This is a genomic window from Streptomyces shinuiensis (assembly GCF_043660855.1).
Lineage (GTDB): Bacteria > Actinomycetota > Actinomycetes > Streptomycetales > Streptomycetaceae > Streptomyces.
Map to the genome: position 1 here is coordinate 1,870,699 of NZ_JBIHML010000001.1, position 23,839 is coordinate 1,894,537.

The following is a 23,839-nucleotide window of genomic DNA, read 5'->3' on the forward strand; positions in this document are numbered from 1 at the left end:
CATGCCCCCCGTCTTCGCCCACGGCCGACTGCGCCTGTACCTGCTGAAGCTGCTCGACGAGGCGCCGCGTCACGGCTACGAGGTGATCCGGCTGCTGGAGGAGCGCTTCCAGGGGCTGTACGCGCCCTCGGCCGGCACCGTCTACCCACGGCTGGCCAAGCTGGAGGCCGAGGGCCTGGTCAGCCACACCACCGAGGGCGGCCGCAAGGTCTACTCGCTCACCGGCGCCGGCCGCGCCGAGCTCGCCGACAGGCAGGGCGAGCTGACCGAGCTGGAACTGGAGATCCACCAGTCGCTGGCGGCTCTGGCCGCCGACATCCGCGAGGACGTCAGCGGCGCGGCCGGCGATCTGCGCCGCGAGATGCGCGAGGCGGCCGAGCGGACCCGCGGAGCCGGGCGGGCTCCGGACGGCGAGGACGGCGGTACGGGTACGTCCGCACCCGGCTGGGAGAAGGCGTGGGAGGGCGTCTGGGAGGGCTCCTGGGGTGACGAGGACGCGCTGCGGACCGCACGCGAGGAGATGCGCCGGGCCGGTGAGCAGTGGAAGGAGCAGGCCCGCCGCGCCCGCCAGGAGGCCCAGCAGGCCAGGCTCCAGGCGCGCAAGGCCCGGCAGGCGCGGGACGCCGCCCGCCAGGAGGCCGAGCGGATCGCCCGCCAGGTCCAGGAGCAGGTCCAGTCGCACGCCCGCCAGGGCGACTGGCAGGGGGCGGTGCGCGCGGGGATGTCGGAGCTGGGCAGGCATCTGGGCGGTCTGGGAGGCCTGAGCGGTCTGGGCAACCTGGGAGACCTGGGCGGCACCGGCGGCCGGAGCGCGTCCCGGCCGGAGCCCGCGGAGCCGGGCGACCGGGCGGGCGCGGCGCGGGCGCCGGTCCCGGAGTGGGCCGAGGAGCCCGCCACGCCGTCCGGTGACCCACGGCGTGATCTGGAGCGGCTGCTGGACCGGTTCCGCGACGACGTGCGGGACGCGGCACGCGACCACGGCGTGGACGAGGAGCGGCTGCGCGAGGCCCGCCGCCATCTGTCGACGGCGGCGGCCCACATCGTCTCCCTGCTGCGCTCGCCCGGCCCGAACGGCCCCGACGGTACGGACGGCCCGGGGGCGTAGGGAGCACGGCGGCCCGCCCCGGGAGCGTGGCGGGCCGTCAGACCGTCAGGACGTCAGGACGTCAGGACGATCTTGCCGAAAAGGTCGCCCGCCGCCATCTTCTCGAAGCCCTCGCGGGCCCGGTCCAGCGGCAGCGTGGAGTCGATCACCGGACGGACGCCCTTGGCCGCGCAGAAGTTCAGCAGCCCGGCCAGCTCCTCCTTGGAGCCCATCGTGGAGCCGACGACCTTCAGCTCCAGGAAGAAGATCCGGTTCAGCTCGGTGGCCGATGGGTTCGGACCGCTGGTGGCACCCGAGATGACCAGCCTGCCACCGGGCTTGAGGGACTTCACCGAGTGGGACCAGGTGGCGGCCCCGACCGTCTCGATCACCGCGTCCATCCGGTGCGGCAGCCGCGCGCCGCTCTCGAACGCAGCCTCGGCGCCCAGCTCCTCGGCCCGCCTGCGCTTGGCCTCGTCCCGGCTGGTGGCGAAGACCCTCAGACCCGCCGCGGCGCCCAGCACGATGGCCGCCGTGGCGACGCCGCCGCCCGCACCCTGCACCAGGACGGAGTCCCCGGGGCGCACCTGGGCGTTGGTGAAGAGCATCCGGTACGCGGTCAGCCATGCCGTCGGCAGGCAGGCGGCCTCCTCGAAGGAGAGCTCCTTCGGCTTGGGCAGGACGTTCCACTGCGGTACGGCGACCCGCTCGGCGAAGGTGCCCTGGTACTTCTCGGTCAGGATCGAGGGCCGCTCGCGCGGCCCGACCCCGTGTCCGGTCGCGCCGATGACGGAGTAGAGCACGACCTCGTTGCCGTCGGCGTCCACCCCGGCCGCGTCACAGCCGAGGATCATCGGCAGCGACTCCTCGCCCAGGCCGACGCCGCGCAGGGACCACAGGTCGTGGTGGTTGAGGGACGCCGCCTTGACGTCGATGGTCGTCCAGCCGAGCGGAACGTCCGGCTCCGGACGCTCGCCCAACTCCAGTCCGGTCAGCGGCTTGTCTCGGTCGATGCGCGCGGCATAGGCAGCAAACATGATCAGAACCCTAGGCCGAGCCGGGCCGCCGCGGAACCGGGCGGCCGTGTGACACTCACCGCCGGCCCGCGCGGACGGCCGGGCAGCGGATCGGCGACGGCCCTACGGCGGACCGGCGCCGGAGAACGCCGGAAAGGCGTGAGGGCGGTGCGGGCCCCGGTCCGGGGCCCGCACCGCCCTCACGCCGGCGGGCCGTGTCTCAGAGGACCTTCGACAAGAACGCCTTCGTCCGCTCGTGCTGCGGATCGGTCAGCACATCGCGCGGGTGGCCCGACTCGACGGCCACGCCGTCGTCCATGAAGACCAGCGAGTCGCCGACCTCCCGGGCGAAACCCATCTCATGGGTGACGACGACCATCGTCATGCCGTCCTCGGCCAGCCCGCGCATGACGTCCAGCACCTCGCCGACCAGCTCCGGGTCGAGCGCCGAGGTGGGCTCGTCGAAGAGCATCAGCTTGGGCTCCATCGCCAGCGCGCGGGCGATGGCCACACGCTGCTGCTGACCGCCGGAGAGCTGGGCGGGGTAGTTGCCGGTCCGGTCGCCGAGCCCGACCCGGTCCAGCAGCTTCAGCGCCCGCTCCCGGGCCGCCGCCTTCGACTCGCCCTTGACCTGGACGGGCGCCTCCATGACGTTCTCCACCGCGGTCATGTGCGGGAAGAGGTTGAAGCGCTGGAAGACCATGCCGATGTCGCGGCGCTGGGCGGCGATCTCCCGTTCCTTCAGCTCGTAGAGCTTGTCGCCCTTCTGCCGGTAGCCGACCAGGTGGCCGTCGACCGACAACCGCCCGGCGCTGACCTTCTCCAGGTGGTTGATGCAGCGCAGGAAGGTGGACTTGCCGGAGCCGGACGGGCCGACCAGGCAGAACACCTCGCCCGCGGCGACCTCCAGGTCGATGCCCTTGAGGATGTGGGCGTGGCCGAAGGACTTGTGGACGCCCTCCGCCTTCACCATCGGGACAGTGGGGGTGGTCATACCGTCTTCCCTCCCACCTGGCTCGGTGTGCGGAACGAGGTGAGGCCCCCGCGCACCCGCTGCCACGGCGTGGGCGGCAGGTTGCGGGACGAGCCGCGCTGGAAGTAGCGCTCCAGGTAGTACTGGCCGACGCTGAAGATCGTGGTGAGGATCAGGTACCAGATGGTCGCCACCAGCAGCAGCTCCATCACCTCCAGGTTGCGCGAGGAGATCCTGGTGGCGGAGAACAGCAGCTCGCTGTACTGGATGGCGTAGGCCAGCGACGAGGTCTTGAGCATGTTGATGAACTCGTTGCCGGTCGGCGGGATGATGACCTTCATGGCCTGCGGCAGCACGATGCGGCGCATGGTCCGCGAGCCGGTCATGCCGAGTGCGTGGGCCGCCTCGGTCTGGCCCTCGTCCACCGACTGGATGCCCGCGCGGCTGATCTCGGCCATGTAGGCGGCCTCGTTCAGGCCCAGGCCCAGCAGCGCGGCGAGGAACGGCGTCATCACGTCGTTCATCTCGGCGCGGTAGAAACCCAGGTCCAGGATCGGGAAGATCAGCGCCAGGTTGTACCAGATCAGCAGCTGCACCAGGACGGGGGTGCCGCGGAAGACCCAGATGTAGCCCCAGGCGACGGACGACATCACCGGGTTCTTCGACAGCCGCATCACCGCGAGGACGGTGCCGAGCACCACGCCCATGAGCATGGCGAGCAGCGTGATCCACAGGGTATTGACCGCACCGGTGAGGATCGTCTCGTGGTTGAGGTAGCGCCCCACCGTCGGCCAGGTGATGTCTGCGTTGACGAAGGCCGCCACCACCAGGCCGAACAGGACGAGCACGATCGCGGCGCTTATCCAGCGGCCGTAGTGGCGTACCGGGATGGCCTTGACGGCCTCGGGCGGGACCGGGGAGGTCTTGGCCACCGGCACCGCACCGCCCGACCCGGCTCCACCGCCCTCGGTGTTGGAGGCCGGCACCGGCGCGGGTGGTGCCTTGTCTTCAGGTTCGGACACGGAGAGTTACCTTTGCTGTGGAACTGCGGAGGCTCGCTGCGGCTCACTTGCCGCCGTTGACGGTGGCCTCCTCGACCCCGGCCTCGGCGACCTCCCACTTCTCCAGGACCTTCTGGTACTCGCCGTTGTCGATGATGGCGTCGAGGGCCGCCTTGATGGCGTCGCGCAGCTGGGTGTTCTCCTTGCTGACGGCGATGCCGTAGGGGGCTGCGTCGATCTGGTCGCCGACGACCTCGAAGTCCTCGCCGCCGCCGGAGGTCTTGGCGTTGTACGCGGCGACCGGGTAGTCGTTGATGTCGGCGACCGCACGGCCCTGCTTGACCTGGAGGAGCGCCTCGGTGTCCTTGTCGAAGGCGAGGATCTTGATCGGCTTGTCGCACTTCTCGTTCTGCGCCTCGGCGAGTTCCTCGTTCGCCGTGCCGCGCTGGAGCGCGACGGTCTCGCCGCAGAGGTCGTCCAGGGACTCGATGCCCTCCGGGTTGCCCTTCTTGACCAGGATCGTGGAACCGGCCCGGAAGTAGTCGACGAAGTCGACGCCCTCGCCGACCTTCTCGCCCTTGTCGTCCAGGCCCTCCTGGCGCTGCTTGGTGTCGGTCATCGCCGACATGATCACGTCGTGGCGGCCGGAGTTCAGACCGGTGATCAGTCCGTCGAAGGTTCCGTTGCTGAACTCGAACTCGACGCCGAGCTGCTTGCTCAGGGCCTCGCCCAGGTCGGGGTCGATACCGGCGATCTCGTCGTTCTCGTCGTAGAACTCGACGGGCGCGTACGCGATGTCCGAGCCGACCTTGACGACACCGGCGGACTGGATGTCCTTGGGAAGCTTGTCGAACAGCGGGGCCTCGGAACTCTTGGCCCCGCCGCCGCCCTCGCCGCCCTCGTCGGTCTGGTCCCCGCACGCGGTCAGCAGCAGGGAGCCGGTGATCGCGACGGCCGCGGCGGCGGCCAGACGCCGGCGCGCGGACGGCCTGCGGGCGCCTTCCACCGAAGGCAGGGGGCGGTTGGTGCGTGCGGTCATGGAGGGTCCTCCTGCGGAGTGATGGAGTATCCGGTGGTCGGCCGGGCACGCCCGGGGCGTGCGGCGACACTGCGTGATGGGGGCATCTTGCCATCCGGACACCTGAGGCCAGGATGCCAACCATGTCAAAATCGGATAACGGGCGACCGGGAACGATCGGCGCCCGACAAGCCGTATGCCATCACCCGCTCGACCGCCGCCGCTCAAACGAGCGGTGGCGCGCACAGAGGGGGAGAGCTTCGTCACTCCCCTCCTGTGGCGTTAAGCGGTCTTCCACCTTCCCTACAGGCTCTTTGCCCAGGATGGCCCATGTCCGGTGCACTTCGCGGGCAGCCGGTGAGACGGAAGACATTCGTGCGTGGTGCCGCTCATCCGGTAGAAAGAGCAGTTACACCCCTCACCCGGGGACCAGGGCGTGAGTGCGACGCGCCCGGCGTCCGTTACCCCCTCGACGGCGGCCCCATCCGCCGGACAGGCCGCGGACGTGGTGCCCGCCCGCGCCTCGACCAGGCAGCGGCCACCCTCGATCAGGAATTTCAGCAAAGGGGTCAAACAGTGGCAGCGGAGATCGTCAATTCCCAGGGCGAGCTGGACGGCGGCGTCGAGTCGGCCATCGATCCGGCGTTCGCCCTGCACCGCGGCGGCAAGATGGCGGTCCGGGCGACCGTGCCGGTGCGGGACGCGGACGACCTTTCCCTGGCCTACACGCCGGGTGTGGCCAAGGTGTGCAGCGCCATCGCCGAGCAGCCGGAACTGGTCCACGACTACACCTGGAAGTCGCAGGTCGTCGCGGTCGTCACGGACGGCACCGCGGTGCTGGGCCTGGGCGACATCGGCCCGCAGGCGTCGCTGCCGGTGATGGAGGGCAAGGCGATCCTCTTCAAGCAGTTCGGCGGCGTGGACGCGGTCCCGATCGCGCTGGACTGCACCGACGTGGATGAGATCGTGGAGACCGTCGTCCGGCTCGCGCCCTCCTTCGGGGGCGTCAACCTGGAGGACATCTCCGCTCCGCGCTGCTTCGAGATCGAGCGCAGGCTCCAGGAGAGCCTGGACATCCCGGTCTTCCACGACGACCAGCACGGCACGGCGGTCGTCACGCTCGCCGCGCTGCGCAACGCCGCCCGGCTGCGCGGTGTCGCGCTCGGCGAGCTGCGCGCCGTCATCTCCGGAGCCGGCGCGGCCGGGGTGGCCATCGCCCGGATCCTGGTGGAGGCCGGCATCGGCGACGTGGCGGTCTGCGACCGCAAGGGCATCGTCTCGGCCGACCGCACCGACCTCACCGATGTCAAGCGGGAGCTGGCGGGCTTCACCAACAAGGCCGGACTGAGCGGGTCGCTGGAGTCGGCGATGGACGGCTCGGACGTCTTCATCGGCGTCAGCGGCGGCACGGTCCCCGAGGAGGCCGTCGCGAGGATGGCGAAGGACGCCTTCGTCTTCGCCATGGCCAACCCCACCCCGGAGATCCACCCGGACATCGCCCGCAAGTACGCCTCGGTTGTCGCCACCGGCCGCAGCGACTACCCGAACCAGATCAACAACGTCCTCGCCTTCCCCGGCATCTTCGCCGGCGCCCTCCAGGTGCGGGCCTCGAAGATCACCGAGGGCATGAAGCTGGCCGCCGCCGAGGCGCTGGCCGCGGTGGTCGCCGACGAGCTGAGCGCCGACTGCGTGATCCCCTCCCCGTTCGACGAGCGGGTCGCCCCGGCGGTGACCTCCGCCGTCGCCGCCGCCGCCCGCGCGGAGGGCGTGGCGCGGCGCTGAGCACCGGCTGAGCGCCGTGTGACACGGCCGCGCGGGGGCGGTACGGGCCGGGACGTCCCGGCCCGTACCGCCCCCGCGGCCTTCCCGCCTCCGGACCACATCCGGGTCCGGAGGCCGGTCACCCGCCGGCCCCGGTCACTTCAGGCCGAGCACCATTGCGTCGGCCGGCGACGCCCACACCGTCCGGGCCTCGGCGAAACCCGCCGCGCGCAGCGCCTCCACACGCCAGGCCGCGGACGGCGTCCCGCCGTCGGCGTGGTCCCCCGCCACCGGGTCCCCGAAGATCCGGAGGCGCTCGGCGGCCGGCTCCGCCAGCACCGGATCGGCGGCCGCCGCCCACCAGTCCGCCCAGTCCCGGGTGCCCGCGGCCTTCTCCCGCTCACACCGCGCCCGGTGGAAGGCGTTCACGGCCTCGTTGATCCGGGGTGTGGCGGGGTCGGGCATGCGGTCGGCGTTGACGAGGATCCCGCCGTCCCGCAGGACGCCCGCGAGCCGCCCGTACAGCACACGCAGTTCGTCGGTGCGCAGTCAGTGCAGCGCGGTGGAGGTGAGCACGGCGTCGTACGCCCGGTGCGGCATGGCGTCCGTCCACCGCGCATCGCGCAGGTCGGCGGTGACGAACGCGGCGCGGGGTTCGGCGGCGAAGTGACCGCGGGCGATGGTCAGCAGGGCAGGGTCCGGATCGACCACGGTGCCGACGGCCCCGGGGAACCGGCGCAGCAGCCGGCCGGTGATGCCTCCCGTGCCGCAGGCCGGGTCCAGCACCTTCGGCCCGGTTCCCACCGGCGCCTCGACGGCGTCGGGCATCGGCGTGAAGCGTTCCTCCCGGTCGGGCAGGTACCACTCCCGCTGCCGGTCCCGGCTCTCCTGCCAGCGCCTCCACCGCTCGCCCCCGGCCGTGCCCGCCGGCGCGCCCGCCCCCGTCCCGGTCTCCGTGTCCGCCTCCGTCACGACAACCTCCCGCGCCCTGGATACGTAATAGCCTGTACCGACAGGCAACCCTTACCCACCCCTCGCCGCGACCATAGAGTGCCCCCCGTAAGGACCACAGGTGGAACTGAACTATTACTCGGACTTCGCCGTACGGCTGGTCAACACCGAGCAGCCGCGGCGCGGCGAGGACACGCTCACCTCCGTGGAGGCCGTACGCGCCCTCTTCGGCCCGGGCCAGAGCGCCGCGCGGCGCGCCACGGAGGCCGACGTGACCCGATTGCGGGGAGTGCGCACACGGCTGCGCGCGGTCTTCACGGCCGCCTCGGAAGGGGACGAGACCAGGGCCGTGGACCTGCTCAACGCCCTGCTGATGGAGTTTCCGGCCAGTCCGCAGATTTCCGGCCATGACCACCTGGACGACGCCGGCCGCCCCCGCTGGCACATGCACCTGGCCGACCACCCCGCCAACGCCACCGCCGGATACGCGGCCGTCGCCTGCATGGGCCTGGCCTTCCACCTCACCGACCTGGGCGTGGACCGGCTGGGCATCTGCCAGGCCGAACCCTGCCGCAACGCCTATCTGGACACCTCGACCAACCGCTCCCGGCGCTACTGCTCCGACCGCTGCGCCACCCGCGCCAACGTCGCCGCCTACCGGGCCCGCAAACGCCTGGAGAACAGCGGCCGCAGCGCCGAGAGGACCCAGCCCAGCAACGCGCCCGGGGTGCGCTGAACCTGCCGCAGGGGCCGCAGTCGCACCCACGCCCGCGCCACCACGAGCTCGTCGGGCACCACCCCGAACTCGCGGCTGTCGTTGCGCACCGAGGGGTTGTCGCCCCGCACCCACCAGCCGCCGTCCCGCCGCCCCACGGCCCGCTTGACGATCAGCAGGTCGTGCTGGAAGGGGTGCCGCACCACGACCACGTGCCCGGGCCGCACCACTCCCCCGTAGTGCACCACCAGCAGGTCGCCGGGGCGCAGCGTCGGCTCCATCGACGGGTTGTAGACCTCGGCCAGCCCGATCCGCAGCAGCCCGCGGCCCTCCTGCTCGTCCGCCCGCTCCGGCATCCGCCGCACCTCCGGTCCCGTCCTCGCCCCTGCGCCCTCCCTGTGTACCCCCCTGGTCCCCGTATCCCTCGGACTTTTGTCCCGGGCGAGTGGGGGCACACGCGAAAAGACGCTCCTCACGGAGTAATCTCGCACGTGAGAAGACGATCACGAGGAAGGACAGCTCTATGCTCTCCCGCCTGTTCGCCCCGAAGGTGAAGGTCAGCGCCCACTGCGACCTTCCCTGCGGCGTCTACGACCCGGCCCAGGCACGCATCGAGGCCGAGTCGGTCAAGGCCATCCAGGAGAAGTACCAGGCGAACGACGACCCGCACTACCGGGCTCGTGCGACGTACATCAAGGAGAACCGGGCCGAGCTCGCCAAGCACCACATCTCGGTGCTGTGGAGCGACTACTTCAAGGCCCCGCACTTCGAGAAGTACCCGCAGCTCCACCAGCTGGTGAACGACGCCCTCAAGGCCGCCTCGGCCGCCAAGGGCTCCACCGACCCGGCCACGGGCCAGAAGCTGCTGGACCTCATCGCCGAGATCGACAAGATCTTCTGGGAGACCAAGAAGGCCTGACCCGGGCTCCGGGGCCCGGCCCCGGCCCTCCAGGACCTACCGGTCCTTCCTTCCGCACCCGGCCCGCCGGGTTCCGCCCGGAACCCGCCGCGAGCCGGGTGCGGCCCTTTCCGGCCGGTCACGGGCCGCGCGGCAGGCGCCTCCGGCAGCGGGGGCAAGGCAGGCGTCGGTCGCTCGGGAAACCGACCGGGTGAACAGCAGGGTGGGTTCGGCGAGGATGTCGCGGCCCGGTTCGCTCCTGTAGATCAGGTCGATGCTGCCGAAGCGGGCCTGATCGTAGTCCGGGCCGAGTTCGGCGACCGCCTTGCGGACGGCGTCCTCGGAGGTGCTCTCGATCTCCAGGAAGGTGGGCGGGTCCGGCCAGGTGTCGAGGTCGTAGGTGACGCCGTCGAGCTGACAGGACTTCCGCGCCGTTCTCCACGTTCGAGGTGACGCTCACCGCGTGACCCGTATCCCTCGCCAGGGCGACGAGCTGTGGGCGCGGTTGTCCGAGCTGACCGGGGTGCCCTCGTTGTGGCGGAACGTGCACGTCATGCCGCATGAGTCGATGACTTTCACGCGCAGGGTGCGGTCCGTCGACACCCGGACGGGAGCAGCACCGCTGAGGCCTTGTCAGCTCTGCGAGGCGAATGCGTCGGGTGCGGTGTGCGCAGCGCGGGTCCGCCCGCCGGCGCCGGCAAGAGGCGCGGCGAGGGCTGGCGCTTGGCTACGCGGTGACCTGAGGGGGCGAACTACCGGAGCGGCAAGTCGCCGTCAGCCCGGCCCGACCGGTCGACTCCTCGGGGCTTAGGCCGGCGTCACCAGGGGTGACCTCGAACCAGACGACCTCCCCCGTCCGAGCCGGACTCGTTCCCCATGCGGTTACCGGGGCGGAGACGCCAGGAAGTCCGCAAGGCATTCGCCCCCACCGCAACGAAGCGAAGGTCATGGAAGCCCCTGAACGGATCGCAGCCCTGGCCTCCTGATATGGGCGCAGACGGATTGCCCGTGGGAAAGGCTTCCGGACGCTCGACACCCGGCCGCAGAGCGGTTCGTTGGACGAGTACGCCGACCGACCACTCGACCGCCGAGATCAACCGTCTGATGGCCTCGCCCGCACCAAGGAGCCACACCCGCACATGACCGAGACCACCACCCGCGTCCACCATCTCACCCTCTACCGCCGCTACTTCGACCTCGTCGCCGCGGGCCGCAAGAACATCGAGGTCCGGGTGCGCTACCCGCACCTGGCCGACATGGCCGCCGGCGACACCATCCGCTTCCGGACCAAGGACACCGACGAGGTCTGCGACGTACGGGTGAAGCGGGTGACCGCGTACGACGACTTCGAAGCCCTCCTCGACGGCGAAGGCCCTGCCAACATCAGCCCCACCGCCACCCGCGAGGAACAGCTCGTCAACATCCGCACCATCTACCCGCCCGAGAAGGAAGCCCCCGGCGCCCTCGCCATCCAGATTGAGCGCGCCCTGTAGGGCTCCAAGCGTGTGTGCACCCAAAACTCGGCGCGGCCGAGTGCGGCCCCGCCCGCCGTCGCGTTCGGCGGGCGGGGGCGGCGCGGGCTCAGGTGGTCGTGTGGTGGGCCAGGGCCAGGTGCGGGTCCGTCTGGCCCGGGGCGGGTGCCGGGTCGGCGTGCACCAGGGCCGCGGTCAGTTTCGGAACCGCGTGCAGCAGTGCGTGCTCGGCCTCCACAGCGATCCGGTGTGCCCGGCACACGCTGAGTTCTCCGTCGACGACGACGGCGACCTCGGCACGCAGCCGGTGGCCGATCCAGCGCATCCGCAACTCACCCACCCCGCGCACGCCTTCGACGCCCAGCAGGGTCCTCTCCGCGGTGTCGACCAGGCCGGGGTCGACGGCGTCCATGACCCGGTGGAACACCTCACGGCAGGCGTCGCGCAGCACCAGCAGGATCGCCACGGTGATCGCCAGGCCCACGATCGGGTCGGCCAGTCTCCAGCCCAGTGCGGCGCCGCCGGCGCCGAGCAGCACCGCCAGCGAGGTGAAGCCGTCGGTGCGGGCGTGCAGGCCGTCGGCGACCAGGGCGGCCGAGCCGATCTGCCGGCCGACCCGGATCCGGTAGCGGGCCACCCACTCGTTGCCGATGAAGCCGGTGACCGCGGCGGCGGCCACGGCCGGGATGTGCTCCATGTCCCGGGGGTCGGTCAGCCGGTCGGTCGCGGTCCACGCGGCCAGTGCGGCGGAGGCTGCGATGGTGGCCACGATGACGGCTCCGGCCAGATCCTCGGCCCGGCCGTAGCCGTAGGTGAAGCGGCGGGTCGCCGCCCGGCGCCCGAGCAGGAAGGCGATCCCCAGAGGCACCGCGGTCAGCGCGTCGGCGAAGTTGTGCACGGTGTCACCGAGCAGGGCCACCGACCCGGACATCGCCACCACGGCCAGTTGGACCAGGGCGGTAACACCCAGCACGGCCAGGGAGACCCACAGCGCGCGCAGGCCGCGGGCCGAGGACTCCAGCGCGCGGTCGACCCTGTCGGCCGACTCGTGCGAGTGCGGGGTGAACAGGTGAGCCGCCCGGTGGCGTATCCGGGACCACCGGCCGCCCGGCCCGTGGTCGTGACGATGCCCGCCCTGCCCGTGCCCGTGCTCGTGCCGGTGGGCGGATCCGTGATCGTGTGCGTGCTCAGTCCCCTCCATGCGGCCCACCGTGGCACAGGAAACCCATTGCGGCTACTGCCGATATACAGACTGTGACCAGGTGCGACACGCTCGCGGATTCGCTCCGGAAGCCCTTGCCGACGAGGGGTGATGTCACAGGCTTCCGACAGGGTTGCAGCCATGACCGACACCTCCTCGGCGATCGCCGGCTACCGGGGCGCGGCCGCGCCCTCCTTCGACGACGAACCCGACCACGGCCTGCGTGCCGAGCGCACCTGCCGGGCCTGGGCCCACCGGCTCCGGGAGCGGGCGCCGCCCGCCCCGGCCGAGGTCCTGGACGTGGGCTGCGGCACCGGATCGCTGTTCCTGCCGCCGGACACGCGGCGACGTTCACGGCCGGCGACGCCGCGGCACCACCCACCGGCGACCGGACCTTCGACGTGATCCTGGCCCGTCACCTGCTGTGGACCCTGCCCGGTCCGCACACCGCGCTGCGCGAGTGGACCGGCCGCCGGCGCCCCGGCGGCCGGCTGGTCCTCGTCGAAGGACGCTGGCGGGAATCCGGCAGAGCGGCACCCCCTACGTCGCCGGAGCGGAGACGCTGCCCCGGCACGGCGGCATCGGCGCCGACGACCTGGCCGCCACCCTGCGCCCTCTCGTCACCGGCCTGTGCGTCGAGCCGCTCGGCGACGACCCCGACCTGTGGGGCCGTACCGCGGACGACGAGCGGTACGCGCCGATCGCCCACCCGTAACGGCCCGGCCGCCGGCCGGGGCGGCGGCCGGGGCGGCGGGTACGGTCTCAGGGGCGGTAGATCATCTCCAGCAGGCCCGCCGTGATCAGGAACCACGCGCCGACGCCGAAGAGCCAGACCATCTCCAGGACGAAGCCCACGGTGACCAGGGCCACGGCGGCGACTGCCAGGGCGGCGATGGTCCTGCGGACACCGCTGTCGAAGAGGGGCCCCCTCACCTGGTCCCCCCCGGGCACCGGTGCGGCCGGCCGGCGGCGCGCACCCGGTGGGCGGGGACGCTCACCGGCCTCCCGACGTCCGCCGTGGACAGCTCCGGTGACAGCCGGAGAACAGGTGTCATGGGCAACACTTTAGGCAAGTCCCGCCCCTGGCACGAGCCCAGGCGACGGAGTGGCTATCGTCTTCTGGTGCATACGTGCGAGAGCCGTTCCTGTAACGGAACGGGGGCTCTGTGGTAGCCCGCCTGGGTTGGCGTCGGCTGCGGTTCCGGCATCCGGCTCAGGTCGTCGTGGCCGGCTTCGCCGCGGCCGTCGCGGTCGGGACGGTGCTGCTGATGCTCCCTGTCGCCAGGGAGGGGCCCGGCGGCGCCGATCTGCTCCAGGCACTGTTCACCGCCACTTCGGCGGTCTGCGTGACCGGGCTGGTGGTGGTGGACACCCCGGTCTACTGGACCGGCTTCGGCGAAGGAGTGATCCTCGCGCTGATCCAGGTCGGCGGCTTCGGGATCATGACCTTCGCGTCCCTGCTGGTGGTGCTGGTCTCCCGCCGCCTCGGGCTGCGCGCCCGCCTCACGGCCGCGGCGGAGACCAAGACCCTGGGACTGGGTGAGGTGCGCTCCGTCGTCGCCGGGGTGGTCAAGGTCAGCCTGCTCCTGGAGGCGATTACCGCCGCGGCGCTGACCCTGCGGTTCGGGCTGGGCTACGACGAGCCCTGGCCGCGGGCGGTGTGGCTGGGCGTCTTCCACGCGGTCTCCGCGTTCAACAACGCCGGTTTCGCCCTCTACACCGACAGTCTGATGGGATTCGTCACCGATCCGTGGATCTGTCTGCCCATCGCCTTCGCCGTCATCGCCGGCGGACTGGGCTTCCCCGTGCTGTTCGAGCTGCGCCGCCGCCTGCGCCGACCGCGCGCCTGGTCCCTGCACACCAAGATCGTACTGTGGGGCACCGGTATCTTCCTGACGGGCGGCACCGTGTTCATCACCGCCCTGGAATGGTCCAACCCCGCCACCCTCGGACCGCTGGACGTGCCCGGCAAGCTGCTGGCCGGCTTCTTCCAGGGCGGCGCGATGCCCCGCACCGCCGGCTTCAACAGCCTCGACATCGGCCAGATGAACCCCGCCAGTTGGCTGGGCATGGACGTGCTGATGTTCATCGGCGGCGCCAGCGCCGGAACGGCCGGCGGCATCAAGGTGACCACCTTCGCCGTGCTGTTCTTCGTCATATACGCCGAGGTCCGCGGCGAGGGCGCCGTCAACATCTTCCACCGCCGCCTGCACGGCGACGTCCAGCGCCAGGCCCTGACCGTCGTCCTGCTCTCGGTGGCCGCCGTGGCCGCCTCGACGATCGTGTTCATGGTCTTCACCGACATCAACCTCGACCGGTCCCTGTTCGAGGTCACCTCCGCCTTCGCCACCGTGGGGCTGTCCACCGGCATCACGGCCGACCTGCCCGCGCCGGAGCAGATCCTGCTGGTCCTGCTGATGTTCATCGGCCGCCTCGGCCCGATCACGGTGGCCTCCGCGCTCGCCCTGCGCCCACGCGCCCGCATGTACGACCTGCCCGAGGAGCGACCCGTCATTGGCTAAGCACCCCGCACCGAGCAAGAAGGCCGCACCGGACCAGGGCCGTGGCGCCAGGCCCCGCCACCGCGAGGCACGCCGCCGCGAGGCCCGCCGCGACTCCGTGGTCGTCATCGGCCTGGGCCGCTTCGGCAGCGCCCTGGCCCTGGAACTGGCCGACGAGGACACCGAGGTCCTGGGCATCGACCACCGGGCCGAAGTGGTGCAGAGCCTGTCCGGCTCCCTCACCCACGTGGTACGCGCCGACTCCACCAAGGAGGAGGTCCTGCACCAGCTCGGCGTCCACGAGTTCGACCGGGCCGTGGTCGGCATCGGCACCGACCTGGAGGCCAGCATCCTGACCGCCTCGCTGCTGGTCTCCTTCGGTATCCCCAGCGTATGGGCCAAGGCCACCAGCGAGCCCCACGGCCGCATCCTCACCCAGCTCGGTATCCACCACGTCGTCTACCCCGAACACGACATGGGCCAGCGCGTCGCCCATCTGGTGCGCGGCCGGATGCTGGACTACATCGAGTTCGAGGACGACTTCGCCATGGCCAAGACCAGCCCACCGGAGGACATCGTCGGCCTGACGCTGGGCAACAGCGGGGTGCGCACCCGGCACGGCGTCACCGTCGTCGCCATCAAACGGCCCGGCGAGGGCTTCACCTACGCCACAGCCGACACGGTGGTGGAGGAAGGCGACACCATCATCGTCGCCGGCCGCACCCGCCAGACCGAGCGCTTCAGCGAACTGCGGTGACTCCTGCCCGCCCGCGAGGTACCGGCCCCCGGCGCCGGCCCGACACCGGCCAGGGGCTCACGGGATCCCGCGTCCGCCCCCGAACGCCGTCGGGCCGGCGGGCGAGCTGGGCGCGCCCGAACAGCAGGGCGTAGCCGGGCGGCAGCCGGTCGATGATCCGGTCGAGCAGGTCCTTGTCGGCGAGCTCGGCGACCACGCTCAGCACCGAGCTGACGTCCCAGCGCGCCGTTGCCGGGGTCGCGCCCTCGATGCGGGCCGCGACGCTGTCGACGAACTGCGCACCGCTGAGCGGCTTGACCACCTTGGGCTGGTCGGTCAGCACGCGCGTGCCCTCCTGCGGAAGGCGGACGGCCAGTTCCGTGCGCTCAGCACCGGTGAGATGGCCGCCGAGCGCCGAGAGCACGATCCGGGAGACGCGCTCCGCCTCCCTGGCCGTCGGGTACTGCCCCCGCTCGCGTACCTGCGCCACGAACTCGCTCCACCGCATGATCCATCTCCCCTTCCGTACTGACTGGTACCGGTGAGGTGGTCGGCACGGGCCGTCGCCCGCTGCCCCGCCAGGAGCGCGGGGCAGTCGGCGGTGCGGCACTGAGTGCAATGCCCTCCGCCCATCTGTATAGCCCAGGTCAAGAAAACTTGACAACAGTCGACTCAGAGGTACGCAGCCACCTCGTATCAGCCCTGGCCCGGGGGAGGCGCGACAGCGAGCTTCCATCGACCGGGGCGTACACCTATGTGCCCGGGAAAAGCGCTTTCATACGGCACGGGTCGCGGCGTTCACGAAGGCACACGGGCCACCTGCGGTGACGGCACACGGGAGCGCGCCCGCCCAGCGCCCCTCCCTCCCGGCCCCCCGAGGCGCTGACCTCGACCTCCCTTCACCTCGCGGGCCTACGGCCCTCGACCTGGAGTGGGTTGGGGGAGGAAAAGTCCGATGGGCCGTATGACCGATCTCACACCCCTCCGCGAAGAGGCGGGGAGGCCCCGCGTCCGCGCACCCCCGCCGGGCGCCTCCCTTCCGCGAGGCGCGCCGTCCTTCCGCACGCCCCTCCGGGGGCCCGCCCCCGCACCCTCGGCGGGCATATGCCGTCGCAACCGCAATCCGCCGTCGGCGCGCGGCCGCGGGGTGCCGGACGCGGTCCCGGCGGTGCCCGTACGGGCTTCCACCGTGTACGGCCGACCGGTGACACGGAGTGCCACACCGGCGTGACAATGGCGGGGTGAGCAGCGCGCCGCGTCCCCCGTCCGGCCCCCAGGGGTCCCCTGGGCCCCCTGGGCCCCAAGCGCCCCTGGCCGCCCCGGAGTCCCTCACCCCACGACTTCCCTCTCCTTTGACCGAAGCCGCCGACGAGCACTTCTCGCGCCACGGCGTCCGGCTGCTGCTCAAGCGGGACGACCTGGTCCACCCGGATCTCGTCGGCAACAAGTGGCGCAAGCTCGTGCCCAATCTGCGCGCCGCCGCGCGGGCCGGCGAGCGCACGCTGCTGACCTTCGGCGGGGCCTACTCCAACCATCTGCGCGCCACCGCCGCCGCCGGGCGCCTGCTGGGCCTGTCGACGATCGGGGTCGTGCGGGGCGAGGAGCTCGCCGGCCGGCCCCTCAACGACTCCCTGGCCCGCTGCGCCGCCGACGGCATGCGGCTGCACTTCGTGACACGGGCGGACTACCGCCGCAGGAGCGATCCGGAGTGGACGGCCGCGCTGCGCGACCGCTTCGGCCCGTTCCGCCTCATACCGGAGGGCGGCAGCAACGCCGAGGCCGTACGGGGCGCCGCGGAGCTGGGCCGGGAGCTGCGCGGCGCGGCGGACGTCGTGGCCGTCGCCTGCGGTACGGGCGGCACCCTCGCCGGCCTCGCCGCAGGTCTCGCCGGCGGGCAGCGTGCGATCGGCTTCGCGGCCCTGCGGGGCGGCTTCCTCACCGGGGAGGTGGAGCGGCTCCAGCACGCCGCCTTCGGCGGACTCCGCGGCGTGTGGACGGTGGAGGACCGCTTCCACTGCGGCGGCTTCGCCCGCACCACCGGCGCGCTGGAGTCCTTCGCCCGGGGCTTCGAGGCCAGGCACGGGCTGCCGGGCCTGGAGCGCGTGTACGTCGCCAAGATGCTGTACGGCCTGGCGGCCCTGGCCGGCGAGGGCGCCTTCCCCCGGGGGACGACGGTGGCCGCCGTGGTCACCGGTTAGCCTTCCCCGCACGATCCGGCCGGCCGTCCCCGCCGACGTCCCGGCGGTCCACGACATGATCCGCGGGCCGGCGGAGCACGAGCGGTCACCGGAGCACGACGGGGCCACCGAGGAGCAGTTGCGCGACGCCCTCTCCGGCGAGCACCCGGCCGTCTTCGCCCTGATCGCCGAGGACGACGGAAGAGGCGATGACAGCGGTGATGACAGCGGCGAGCCGGTCGGCTTCGCCCTGTGGTTCCTCGGCTTCTCGACCTGGACCGGCCCCACGGGGTGTACCCGGAGGGCCTGTAGTACGTCCGCCCGGCCTCGCGCGGCGCGGGCCACGGCAGGGCCCTGCCGTGGCCCGCGCCGCGCGAGGTCTGCGCCGAGCGGGGTTACGAACGCTTCCAGTGGTGGGTACTGAACTGGAACGAGCCCGCCATCGGCTTCTGCAAGTCACCCGGCGCCGAACCCATGGACGAGTGGACGGTCCACCGGCTCTCCGGCGAGCCCCTGAGGGCACTGGCGGCCGAGCGGGCGCCGGGATCCCCCGGAGGGCCGGGAACAAACGGCGGCCCCGCGGCGCTGTGAACCCGGGACGGCCGAAGAGGAATTGGGCACCGCAGACCCCTAGCCACGGAAAGTGCCCATGTGTTTACTATGGGTGACGATCGCAGGAAGGGTGCCTCCTCGGCCCGGGCGACAGCATGACCCGGATCGCGATAGCGTCGCAGTCGAACGATCTGCCGCGCCCGTCCGTTGACCCGTTGACCCGTTGCCCCGTTGGGACGGGGTCGCCGGACGGGCGTACACGGCAGCCACCAGCTCGTGCCACCTTGGAGGTGAGGGTGTCCCAGATCGCAGGCGAGCCCGGGACGCAGGACTTCGTCGAGGTCCGGCTGCCCGCTGCGGGCGCCTACCTTTCGGTTCTGCGTACCGCCACCGCCGGTCTCGCGGCCCGTTTGGACTTCACCCTCGACGAGATCGAGGATCTGCGCATCGCCGTCGACGAGGCGTGCGCCATCCTGCTCCAGCAAGCGGTCCCCGGCAGCGTACTGAGCTGCGTCTTCAACCTCGTCGGGGATTCTTTGTGGGTGACGGTCTCGGCACCCACCACGGACGGCCGCGCCCCCGAGCGCGACACCTTCGCCTGGACGGTGCTCTCCGCACTGGCGGGCGAGGTCGACTCGGCCGTGGCCGAGGACCGCACGGTCAGCATCAGCCTGCACAAGAAGCGCGGCGCCGGCCCAGGGGCGCCGTGACCGGCACACACGGGCCGGTACGGGACAAGGGGGTCGGTGTGAACGACCTGGAGAGCGAAACGCGGACGGGCCGCCACGAGAAGGCGGCGGGCCCGGTCATTCCCGAGCAGCACGCCCGGCCCCATCCGGTCGAGCCTGATCAGCGGGCAGAGCGGGCGGTTGCCATGAAGGACCAGCACGACATGCGCGAGGACGAAGGGGCCGGCGAGAAGGCCGCCTATGTGCACCGCCAGCCGGATCCCCAGGACCGCAGCGGCGCACGGGACCTGTTCGTCAGACTGCGCGGCCTCCCGGCGGGCTCCCCGGAGCGCGCCGAGCTGCGCGACGCCCTGGTGCGGATGCACCTGCCGCTGGTGGAGCATCTGGCGCGGCGCTTCCGCAACCGCGGAGAGCCGCTGGACGACCTGACGCAGGTCGCCACGATCGGCCTGATCAAGTCGGTGGACCGCTTCGACCCGGAGCGCGGCGTGGAGTTCTCCACCTACGCCACTCCCACGGTCGTCGGCGAGATCAAGCGGCACTTCCGCGACAAGGGGTGGGCGGTGCGGGTGCCCCGCCGGCTCCAGGAGCTGCGGCTGTCGCTGACCACGGCCACCGCCGAGCTGTCCCAGCAGCACGGCCGCGCCCCGACCGTCCACGAGCTGGCCGAGCGGCTGTCGATCTCCGAGGAGGAGGTTCTGGAGGGCCTGGAGTCGGCGAACGCCTACAGCACGCTCTCCCTGGACGTCCCGGACACCGACGACGAGTCCCCGGCCGTCGCGGACACCCTGGGCGCGGAGGACGACGCCCTGGAGGGCGTGGAGTACCGGGAATCGCTCAAGCCGCTGCTGGAGGAGCTGCCGCCGCGCGAGAAGAAGATCCTGCTGCTGCGCTTCTTCGGCAACATGACCCAGTCGCAGATCGCCCAGGAGGTCGGCATCTCGCAGATGCACGTCTCGCGTCTGCTGGCCCGCACCCTGGCCCAGCTGCGCGACCGGTTGCTGATCGAGGAGTAGCGGAGCAGCGGGGAGCGGGGGCCTTCGGGCAGGGCGCCTGCCGCTCCGGTCAGGCGTCCCGGGGCTCGCGCGGGGCGATGCCCAGTGCCCCGGCCGCCGCCGGGCTCATCAGACGGCCGAGCACGGCCAGCGCGGTGAGTGCGATGACGGCTCCGGCCGCGAGCCACACACCGCCGTTCTGAGCCATCTGCCAGCCCACCGGAAGCGCCATCATCTGGACGATCACCGCCGGTCCCCGGCTCCACCGGCGCCGCAGCCACAGCCCCCGTGCGGCGGCCAGCGGCAGCACGGCCAGTGCCAGCACGGTCGCGGCTCCGGTGAGGGCCTGCACCGTGTCGTCGGCCCGGCCGCCGGTCAGCAGCATCACCAGCATGGTCGCTCCCAGGCCTGCGACCACCACTCCCTGCACCGCCACGACGGCGGCCGCGGCGGTGACCCACCCGGGCCGGGGGGAGTCGGCGGAGCGGGGGGAGTCGGCGGAGGATGCGTCCGTGGTCACACCGCCAGGGTAGCGGGACGGGACCTCCGGACCGCCGTCCGTCCCAGGGCCGTCCGTCCCAGGGCCGTCCGTCTCGGCCGCGAACGGCTGGGTACGCTGCACATCATGCGCGCGCTCCTCGTGGTCAACCCGGCAGCCACCACCACCAGTGCCCGCACCCGCGACGTACTCATCCACGCCCTGGCGAGCGACCTCAAGCTGGAGGTCGCCACCACCGAGTACCGGGGGCACGCGCGCGACCTGGGGCGGCAGGCGGTCCAGCGCGGAGAGATCGAGCTGGTCATCGTGCTCGGCGGCGACGGCACGGTCAACGAGGTCGTCAACGGACTGCTGCACGCCGGCCCCGCTCCCGACGCCCTCCCCCGCCTCGCGGTCGTGCCGGGCGGTTCGACCAACGTCTTCGCCCGCGCCCTGGGGCTGCCCAACGACGCGGTGGAGGCCACGGGCGCGCTGCTGGACGCGCTGAACTCCGGCGGTGAGCGCACGGTGGGCCTGGGCCTGGCGGCCGGTACGCCGGGGACGGACGACGCGGAGGTGCCGCCCCGGTGGTTCACCTTCTGCGCGGGCCTCGGCTTCGACGCGGGTGTGGTGGGCCGGGTCGAGCAGAAGCGTGAGGGCGGAAGGCGCTCGACGCACGCCCTCTACGTGCGCCAGGTGGTACGGCAGTTCCTGGGAGACCCCTACCGCCGCCACGGGACGATCACTCTGCGGCGGCCCGGCGAGGAGCCGGTCGAGGAGCTGGCGCTGTCCATAGTCTGCAACACCGCGCCCTGGACCTATCTGGGCGACCGCCCGGTGTACGCGGCCCCCCGCGCCTCCTTCGACACCGCCCTCGACGTGCTCGGACTGACCCGGCTCACCCCCTCCGCGGTGACCCGCTACGGCACCCAGCTGCTGACTTCCTCGCCCGAGCGCGGCCCGCACGGCAAGCACGCGGTCTCGCTCCACGACCTGACCGACTTCACCTTGGAATCGCAGGTGCCACTGCCGTTTCAGATGGACGGTGACCACCTGGGACTGCGTACGAGCGTGACGTTCACAGGCGTACGCCGTGCACTGCGTGTGATTGTGTAAGTGGATGTGGTGAAAGTCCTTTCACTCGAACGTTTAGACCAGGTTCCACCCCCTGGAAGTACGGCTGTGACCTAGTTGACACCAAGGAATCAAAAAAAACTTTCCGGAAGGGGTTGTATCCGCCGCCGAGGTTTGCGAGTCTCTTCATGGCGATCGGGACGGTCGACGCCGACCCCCTTGAGAGCCCCGAATCCACCTCCTCACCCCTCGGGACACTCCCGGCGAAGCCGGGCGATGCCCCTTCCCTTGTGGAGGGATTCGTGAAAGCGTTCACATTCACAAGCAATTACCGCAACGCGTAGGAGATGGAGCAGCCATGGACTGGCGTCACAACGCCGTTTGCCGCGAGGAAGACCCCGAGCTCTTCTTCCCGATCGGCAACACCGGTCCTGCGCTGCTGCAGATCGAGGAAGCCAAGGCCGTCTGCCGCCGCTGCCCCGTGATGGAGCAGTGCCTGCAGTGGGCCCTGGAGTCCGGCCAGGACTCCGGTGTCTGGGGTGGCCTCAGTGAGGACGAGCGCCGCGCGATGAAGCGCCGCGCCGCCCGCAACCGGGCGCGCAAGGCCACTGCCTGACGCCCACCCCGCCACCTGCTGCCCCCCGAGCCGCAGCGCGCAGTGCCCACAGTGCGCACCGCAACGACGACGTCGAGCCCTGGACCGTACTCACGGTCCAGGGCTCGGTGCTGCGCCGGGGGTCAGCGCCTCTCCGGCTCCACGGGGATGTCCAGGACCACCCGGGTACCGCCGCCGGGCGCCGGACGCATGTCGAAGCCTCCCTCCAGTTCCCCCTCCACCAGGGTCCGTACGATCTGCAGCCCCAGGTTCCCCGCGGTGCGCACGTCGAAGTCCTCCGGCAGACCGCGCCCGTCGTCCTGCACGGTGACCAGCAGCCGGCCCTCCCCGCGGCCGGCGCCCGTGCCGCGGACGGCCGCGACCTCGACCATGCCCCGCTCCCCCGGCCTGAAGCCGTGTTCCAGGGCGTTCTGCAGCACCTCCGTGAGCACCATGGACAGCGGGGTGGCCACCTCGGCCGCCAGCACGCCGAAGCGGCCCGTACGCCGCCCGGTGACCATGCCCGGGGAGATCTCGGCGACCATCGCCAGCACCCGGTCGGCTATCTCGTCGAACTCCACGCGCTCGTCCAGGGTCTGGGAGAGCGTCTCGTGGACGATCGCGATCGAGCCGACCCGGCGGACGGCCTCCTCCAGCGCCTCCCGCGCGGTGCCGCCGGTACCCGCGCCGATCCGCCGGGCCTGGAGCCGCAGCAGGGCGGCGACGGTCTGGAGGTTGTTCTTCACCCGGTGGTGGATCTCCCGGATGGTGGCGTCCTTGGTGATCAGCTCCCGCTCCCTGCGGCGCAGTTCGGTGACGTCGCGCAGCAGTATGAGCGAACCGATCCGCACCCCCTTCGGTTTGAGCGGGATGGCCCGCAGCTGGACGACGCAGCCGTTGCCCTCGATCTCGGTCTCGCGCGGTGCCCAGCCGCTGGCGAGCTTGACCAGCGATTCGTCCACCGGGCCCCGGGAGGGCGCCAGTTCGGCGGTGGCCTGGCCCAGGTGCAGACCGACCAGATCGGCGGCCAGGCCCAGCCGGTGGTAGGCGGAGAGCGCGTTGGGGCTGGCGTACTGGACGGCGCCGTCGGCGCCGAGCCGGATCAGTCCGTCGCCGACCCGCGGGGAGGCGTCCATGTCGACCTGCTGGTCGGGAAAGGGGAACGATCCTGCGGCGATCATCTGCGCCAGGTCCGAGGCGCTCTGCAGATAGGTCAGCTCCAGCCGGCTGGGCGTGCGCACCGTCAGCAGGTTGGTGTTGCGGGCGATGACGCCCAGGACGCGGCCCTCGCGGCGCACGGGGATGGACTCCACCCGCACCGGCACCTCCTCGCGCCACTCGGGGTCGCCCTCGCGGACGATCCGGCCCTCGTCCAGGGCGGCGTCCAGCAGCGGCCGGCGTCCCCTGGGCACGAGATGACCGACCATGTCGTCCTGGTAGGAGGTGGGCCCGGTGTTGGGGCGCATCTGCGCCACGGAGACGTAGCGCGTGCCGTCCCGGGTCGGGACCCACAGCACCAGGTCGGCGAAGGAGAGGTCGGACAGCAGCTGCCACTCGGAGACCAGCAGGTGCAGCCACTCCAGGTCGGAGTCGCTGAGGGCGGTGTGCTGGCGTACGAGGTCGTTCATTGAGGGCACGGTGTGAGCCTAACCGGCGACCGATCCTGTCGTACGTCTGTGCATACGCGCCGTCGTGCGCAAGAATTGACGGCAGCCGTCTCAGCGAACCGCTGGTGCGTTCAAGGTGTGGACACGGTCCTGTGGCCAGTCCACGATGACGGCGGACTTCCGCCCTCCCTGCACAGGAGGGCGGAGCGAGACCGGGCGCTCTCTGCCCTGACTGCGCCGGGTCTCCGATCGCTCCGGGCTGCGGTGCCGGACGGGTTGAGGGTCCCGTCCCGGCGCCGCGGCCCGCGGGTGTTCCAGGACCCCTCAGTGCTCCTCAAGGCTTCT

The 23,839-nt window shown here is 71.8% G+C and carries 22 protein-coding genes and 3 pseudogenes; 14 read left to right on the top strand and 11 right to left on the bottom strand.

The features are described from left to right. The first annotated feature begins 1 nt into the window (after position 1). Positions 2 to 1,105, top strand: coding sequence for a helix-turn-helix transcriptional regulator (locus ACGRHY_RS08145; protein WP_394634718.1), 1,104 nt, complete (start codon positions 2 to 4; stop codon positions 1,103 to 1,105). Positions 1,106 to 1,158: 53 nt separating this feature from the next. Here ACGRHY_RS08145 and ACGRHY_RS08150 read toward each other — a convergent pair whose 3' ends face one another. From ACGRHY_RS08150 to ACGRHY_RS08165, 4 genes are all read right to left on the bottom strand, one after another. After that, positions 1,159 to 2,121 carry a zinc-binding dehydrogenase gene (locus ACGRHY_RS08150; protein WP_394634719.1) on the bottom strand — a complete coding sequence of 321 codons (963 nt, stop codon included), beginning with the start codon at positions 2,119 to 2,121 and terminating at the stop codon, positions 1,159 to 1,161. A 199-nt stretch (positions 2,122 to 2,320) separates the two neighbouring features. Beyond that, positions 2,321 to 3,094: an amino acid ABC transporter ATP-binding protein gene (locus ACGRHY_RS08155; RefSeq protein WP_394634720.1), complete on the bottom strand. Its 774-nt coding sequence runs from the start codon at positions 3,092 to 3,094 to the stop codon at positions 2,321 to 2,323. Beyond that, positions 3,091 to 4,095: an amino acid ABC transporter permease gene (locus ACGRHY_RS08160; RefSeq protein WP_394634721.1), complete on the bottom strand. Its 1,005-nt coding sequence runs from the start codon at positions 4,093 to 4,095 to the stop codon at positions 3,091 to 3,093. Before ACGRHY_RS08160 ends, ACGRHY_RS08155 begins: the two co-directional genes overlap by 4 nt. 43 nt (positions 4,096 to 4,138) lie before the next feature. After that, the gene (locus tag ACGRHY_RS08165; protein ID WP_394634722.1) at positions 4,139 to 5,113 is read right to left on the bottom strand and encodes an ABC transporter substrate-binding protein; all 975 of its coding nucleotides are present in this window, start codon (positions 5,111 to 5,113) and stop codon (positions 4,139 to 4,141) included. A gap of 555 nt (positions 5,114 to 5,668) precedes the next feature. Between ACGRHY_RS08165 and ACGRHY_RS08170 the strand changes: the two genes are divergently transcribed. Continuing rightward, positions 5,669 to 6,874 carry an NAD(P)-dependent malic enzyme gene (locus ACGRHY_RS08170; protein WP_394634723.1) on the top strand — a complete coding sequence of 402 codons (1,206 nt, stop codon included), beginning with the start codon at positions 5,669 to 5,671 and terminating at the stop codon, positions 6,872 to 6,874. A 135-nt stretch (positions 6,875 to 7,009) separates the two neighbouring features. On the opposite strand, the pseudogene ACGRHY_RS08175 reads toward ACGRHY_RS08170, so the two are convergent. After that, positions 7,010 to 7,825 (bottom strand): annotated as a pseudogene (locus ACGRHY_RS08175) (class I SAM-dependent methyltransferase). Positions 7,826 to 7,925: 100 nt separating this feature from the next. Here ACGRHY_RS08175 and ACGRHY_RS08180 point away from each other — a divergent pair. Beyond that, positions 7,926 to 8,540: a CGNR zinc finger domain-containing protein gene (locus ACGRHY_RS08180; RefSeq protein WP_394634724.1), complete on the top strand. Its 615-nt coding sequence runs from the start codon at positions 7,926 to 7,928 to the stop codon at positions 8,538 to 8,540. On the opposite strand, the gene sodX is transcribed toward ACGRHY_RS08180, so the two are convergent. Then, entirely contained in the window at positions 8,459 to 8,875 is a 417-nt protein-coding gene (sodX, locus tag ACGRHY_RS08185; protein WP_394634725.1) for a nickel-type superoxide dismutase maturation protease, read from the bottom strand. The genes ACGRHY_RS08180 and sodX overlap by 82 nt on opposite strands. 167 nt (positions 8,876 to 9,042) lie before the next feature. Here sodX and sodN point away from each other — a divergent pair, with 167 nt between their 5' ends. Then, positions 9,043 to 9,438: a superoxide dismutase, Ni gene (gene sodN / locus ACGRHY_RS08190; RefSeq protein ID WP_093661405.1), complete on the top strand. Its 396-nt coding sequence runs from the start codon at positions 9,043 to 9,045 to the stop codon at positions 9,436 to 9,438. 1,118 nt (positions 9,439 to 10,556) lie between these two features. Continuing rightward, positions 10,557 to 10,910 carry an ASCH domain-containing protein gene (locus ACGRHY_RS08195; RefSeq protein WP_394634726.1) on the top strand — a complete coding sequence of 118 codons (354 nt, stop codon included), beginning with the start codon at positions 10,557 to 10,559 and terminating at the stop codon, positions 10,908 to 10,910. An 88-nt stretch (positions 10,911 to 10,998) separates the two neighbouring features. On the opposite strand, the gene ACGRHY_RS08200 is transcribed toward ACGRHY_RS08195, so the two are convergent. Further along, positions 10,999 to 12,090, bottom strand: a complete 1,092-nt coding sequence (locus ACGRHY_RS08200; RefSeq protein WP_394634727.1) for a cation diffusion facilitator family transporter — start codon at positions 12,088 to 12,090, stop codon at positions 10,999 to 11,001. Positions 12,091 to 12,231: 141 nt separating this feature from the next. Between ACGRHY_RS08200 and ACGRHY_RS08205 the strand changes: the two are divergent. Further along, positions 12,232 to 12,805 (top strand): annotated as a pseudogene (locus tag ACGRHY_RS08205) (class I SAM-dependent methyltransferase). A 47-nt stretch (positions 12,806 to 12,852) separates the two neighbouring features. Here ACGRHY_RS08205 and ACGRHY_RS08210 read toward each other — a convergent pair. Continuing rightward, positions 12,853 to 13,023: a hypothetical protein gene (locus ACGRHY_RS08210; protein WP_394634728.1), complete on the bottom strand. Its 171-nt coding sequence runs from the start codon at positions 13,021 to 13,023 to the stop codon at positions 12,853 to 12,855. A 233-nt stretch (positions 13,024 to 13,256) separates the two neighbouring features. On the opposite strand from ACGRHY_RS08210, the gene ACGRHY_RS08215 reads away from it, so the two are divergent. Beyond that, positions 13,257 to 14,612, top strand: coding sequence for a TrkH family potassium uptake protein (locus tag ACGRHY_RS08215; protein ID WP_394634729.1), 1,356 nt, complete (start codon positions 13,257 to 13,259; stop codon positions 14,610 to 14,612). Continuing rightward, entirely contained in the window at positions 14,605 to 15,348 is a 744-nt protein-coding gene (locus ACGRHY_RS08220; protein WP_394634730.1) for a potassium channel family protein, read from the top strand. The genes ACGRHY_RS08215 and ACGRHY_RS08220 overlap by 8 nt, the downstream gene beginning before the upstream one ends. Here ACGRHY_RS08220 and ACGRHY_RS08225 read toward each other — a convergent pair. Continuing rightward, positions 15,332 to 15,835: a DUF2267 domain-containing protein gene (locus ACGRHY_RS08225; protein WP_394634731.1), complete on the bottom strand. Its 504-nt coding sequence runs from the start codon at positions 15,833 to 15,835 to the stop codon at positions 15,332 to 15,334. The genes ACGRHY_RS08220 and ACGRHY_RS08225 overlap by 17 nt on opposite strands. A gap of 844 nt (positions 15,836 to 16,679) precedes the next feature. Between ACGRHY_RS08225 and ACGRHY_RS08230 the strand changes: the two genes are divergently transcribed. The 4 genes and pseudogenes from ACGRHY_RS08230 to ACGRHY_RS08245 all read left to right on the top strand — a co-directional run bounded on the left by ACGRHY_RS08230 (position 16,680) and on the right by ACGRHY_RS08245 (position 19,761). Continuing rightward, positions 16,680 to 17,525: a 1-aminocyclopropane-1-carboxylate deaminase/D-cysteine desulfhydrase gene (locus tag ACGRHY_RS08230; RefSeq protein ID WP_394634732.1), complete on the top strand. Its 846-nt coding sequence runs from the start codon at positions 16,680 to 16,682 to the stop codon at positions 17,523 to 17,525. A gap of 55 nt (positions 17,526 to 17,580) precedes the next feature. Beyond that, positions 17,581 to 18,095: pseudogene (locus ACGRHY_RS08235) on the top strand (GNAT family N-acetyltransferase). A gap of 257 nt (positions 18,096 to 18,352) precedes the next feature. Further along, a complete protein-coding gene (locus ACGRHY_RS08240; RefSeq protein WP_093847771.1) occupies positions 18,353 to 18,766 on the top strand; it encodes an ATP-binding protein in 414 nt (137 codons plus the stop codon). Beyond that, complete coding sequence (locus ACGRHY_RS08245; protein WP_394637965.1) at positions 18,655 to 19,761, top strand: RNA polymerase sigma factor SigF; 1,107 nt, start codon at positions 18,655 to 18,657, stop codon at positions 19,759 to 19,761. The genes ACGRHY_RS08240 and ACGRHY_RS08245 overlap by 112 nt, the downstream gene beginning before the upstream one ends. Positions 19,762 to 19,810: 49 nt before the next feature. Here ACGRHY_RS08245 and ACGRHY_RS08250 read toward each other — a convergent pair whose 3' ends face one another. After that, positions 19,811 to 20,260 (bottom strand): hypothetical protein, encoded by a 450-nt coding sequence (locus ACGRHY_RS08250; protein ID WP_394634733.1) that lies wholly within the window; start codon positions 20,258 to 20,260, stop codon positions 19,811 to 19,813. Between the two features lie 105 nt (positions 20,261 to 20,365). Here ACGRHY_RS08250 and ACGRHY_RS08255 point away from each other — a divergent pair, with 105 nt between their 5' ends. Continuing rightward, positions 20,366 to 21,334 (top strand): diacylglycerol/lipid kinase family protein, encoded by a 969-nt coding sequence (locus ACGRHY_RS08255; protein ID WP_394634734.1) that lies wholly within the window; start codon positions 20,366 to 20,368, stop codon positions 21,332 to 21,334. 316 nt (positions 21,335 to 21,650) lie between these two features. Next, a complete protein-coding gene (locus ACGRHY_RS08260) occupies positions 21,651 to 21,908 on the top strand; it encodes a WhiB family transcriptional regulator (protein WP_028427873.1) in 258 nt (85 codons plus the stop codon). A gap of 122 nt (positions 21,909 to 22,030) precedes the next feature. On the opposite strand, the gene ACGRHY_RS08265 is transcribed toward ACGRHY_RS08260, so the two are convergent. After that, a complete protein-coding gene (locus ACGRHY_RS08265; protein ID WP_394634735.1) occupies positions 22,031 to 23,515 on the bottom strand; it encodes a histidine kinase N-terminal domain-containing protein in 1,485 nt (494 codons plus the stop codon). Between the last annotated feature and the right edge of the window lie 324 nt (positions 23,516 to 23,839).

Excerpts from the sequence above, each read along its gene's own strand:
- ACGRHY_RS08150 (WP_394634719.1), bottom strand. The coding sequence starts at position 2,121 with ATGTTTGCTGCCTATGCCGCGCGCATCGACCGAGACAAGCCGCTGACC.
- sodN (WP_093661405.1), top strand. The coding sequence starts at position 9,043 with ATGCTCTCCCGCCTGTTCGCCCCGAAGGTGAAGGTCAGCGCCCACTGC.
- ACGRHY_RS08165 (WP_394634722.1), bottom strand. The coding sequence starts at position 5,113 with ATGACCGCACGCACCAACCGCCCCCTGCCTTCGGTGGAAGGCGCCCGC.
- ACGRHY_RS08155 (WP_394634720.1), bottom strand. The coding sequence starts at position 3,094 with ATGACCACCCCCACTGTCCCGATGGTGAAGGCGGAGGGCGTCCACAAG.
- ACGRHY_RS08145 (WP_394634718.1), top strand. The coding sequence starts at position 2 with ATGCCCCCCGTCTTCGCCCACGGCCGACTGCGCCTGTACCTGCTGAAG.
- ACGRHY_RS08260 (WP_028427873.1), top strand. The coding sequence starts at position 21,651 with ATGGACTGGCGTCACAACGCCGTTTGCCGCGAGGAAGACCCCGAGCTC.
- ACGRHY_RS08255 (WP_394634734.1), top strand. The coding sequence starts at position 20,366 with ATGCGCGCGCTCCTCGTGGTCAACCCGGCAGCCACCACCACCAGTGCC.
- ACGRHY_RS08195 (WP_394634726.1), top strand. The coding sequence starts at position 10,557 with ATGACCGAGACCACCACCCGCGTCCACCATCTCACCCTCTACCGCCGC.
- sodX (WP_394634725.1), bottom strand. The coding sequence starts at position 8,875 with ATGCCGGAGCGGGCGGACGAGCAGGAGGGCCGCGGGCTGCTGCGGATC.
- ACGRHY_RS08225 (WP_394634731.1), bottom strand. The coding sequence starts at position 15,835 with ATGCGGTGGAGCGAGTTCGTGGCGCAGGTACGCGAGCGGGGGCAGTAC.
- ACGRHY_RS08200 (WP_394634727.1), bottom strand. The coding sequence starts at position 12,090 with ATGGAGGGGACTGAGCACGCACACGATCACGGATCCGCCCACCGGCAC.
- ACGRHY_RS08265 (WP_394634735.1), bottom strand. The coding sequence starts at position 23,515 with ATGAACGACCTCGTACGCCAGCACACCGCCCTCAGCGACTCCGACCTG.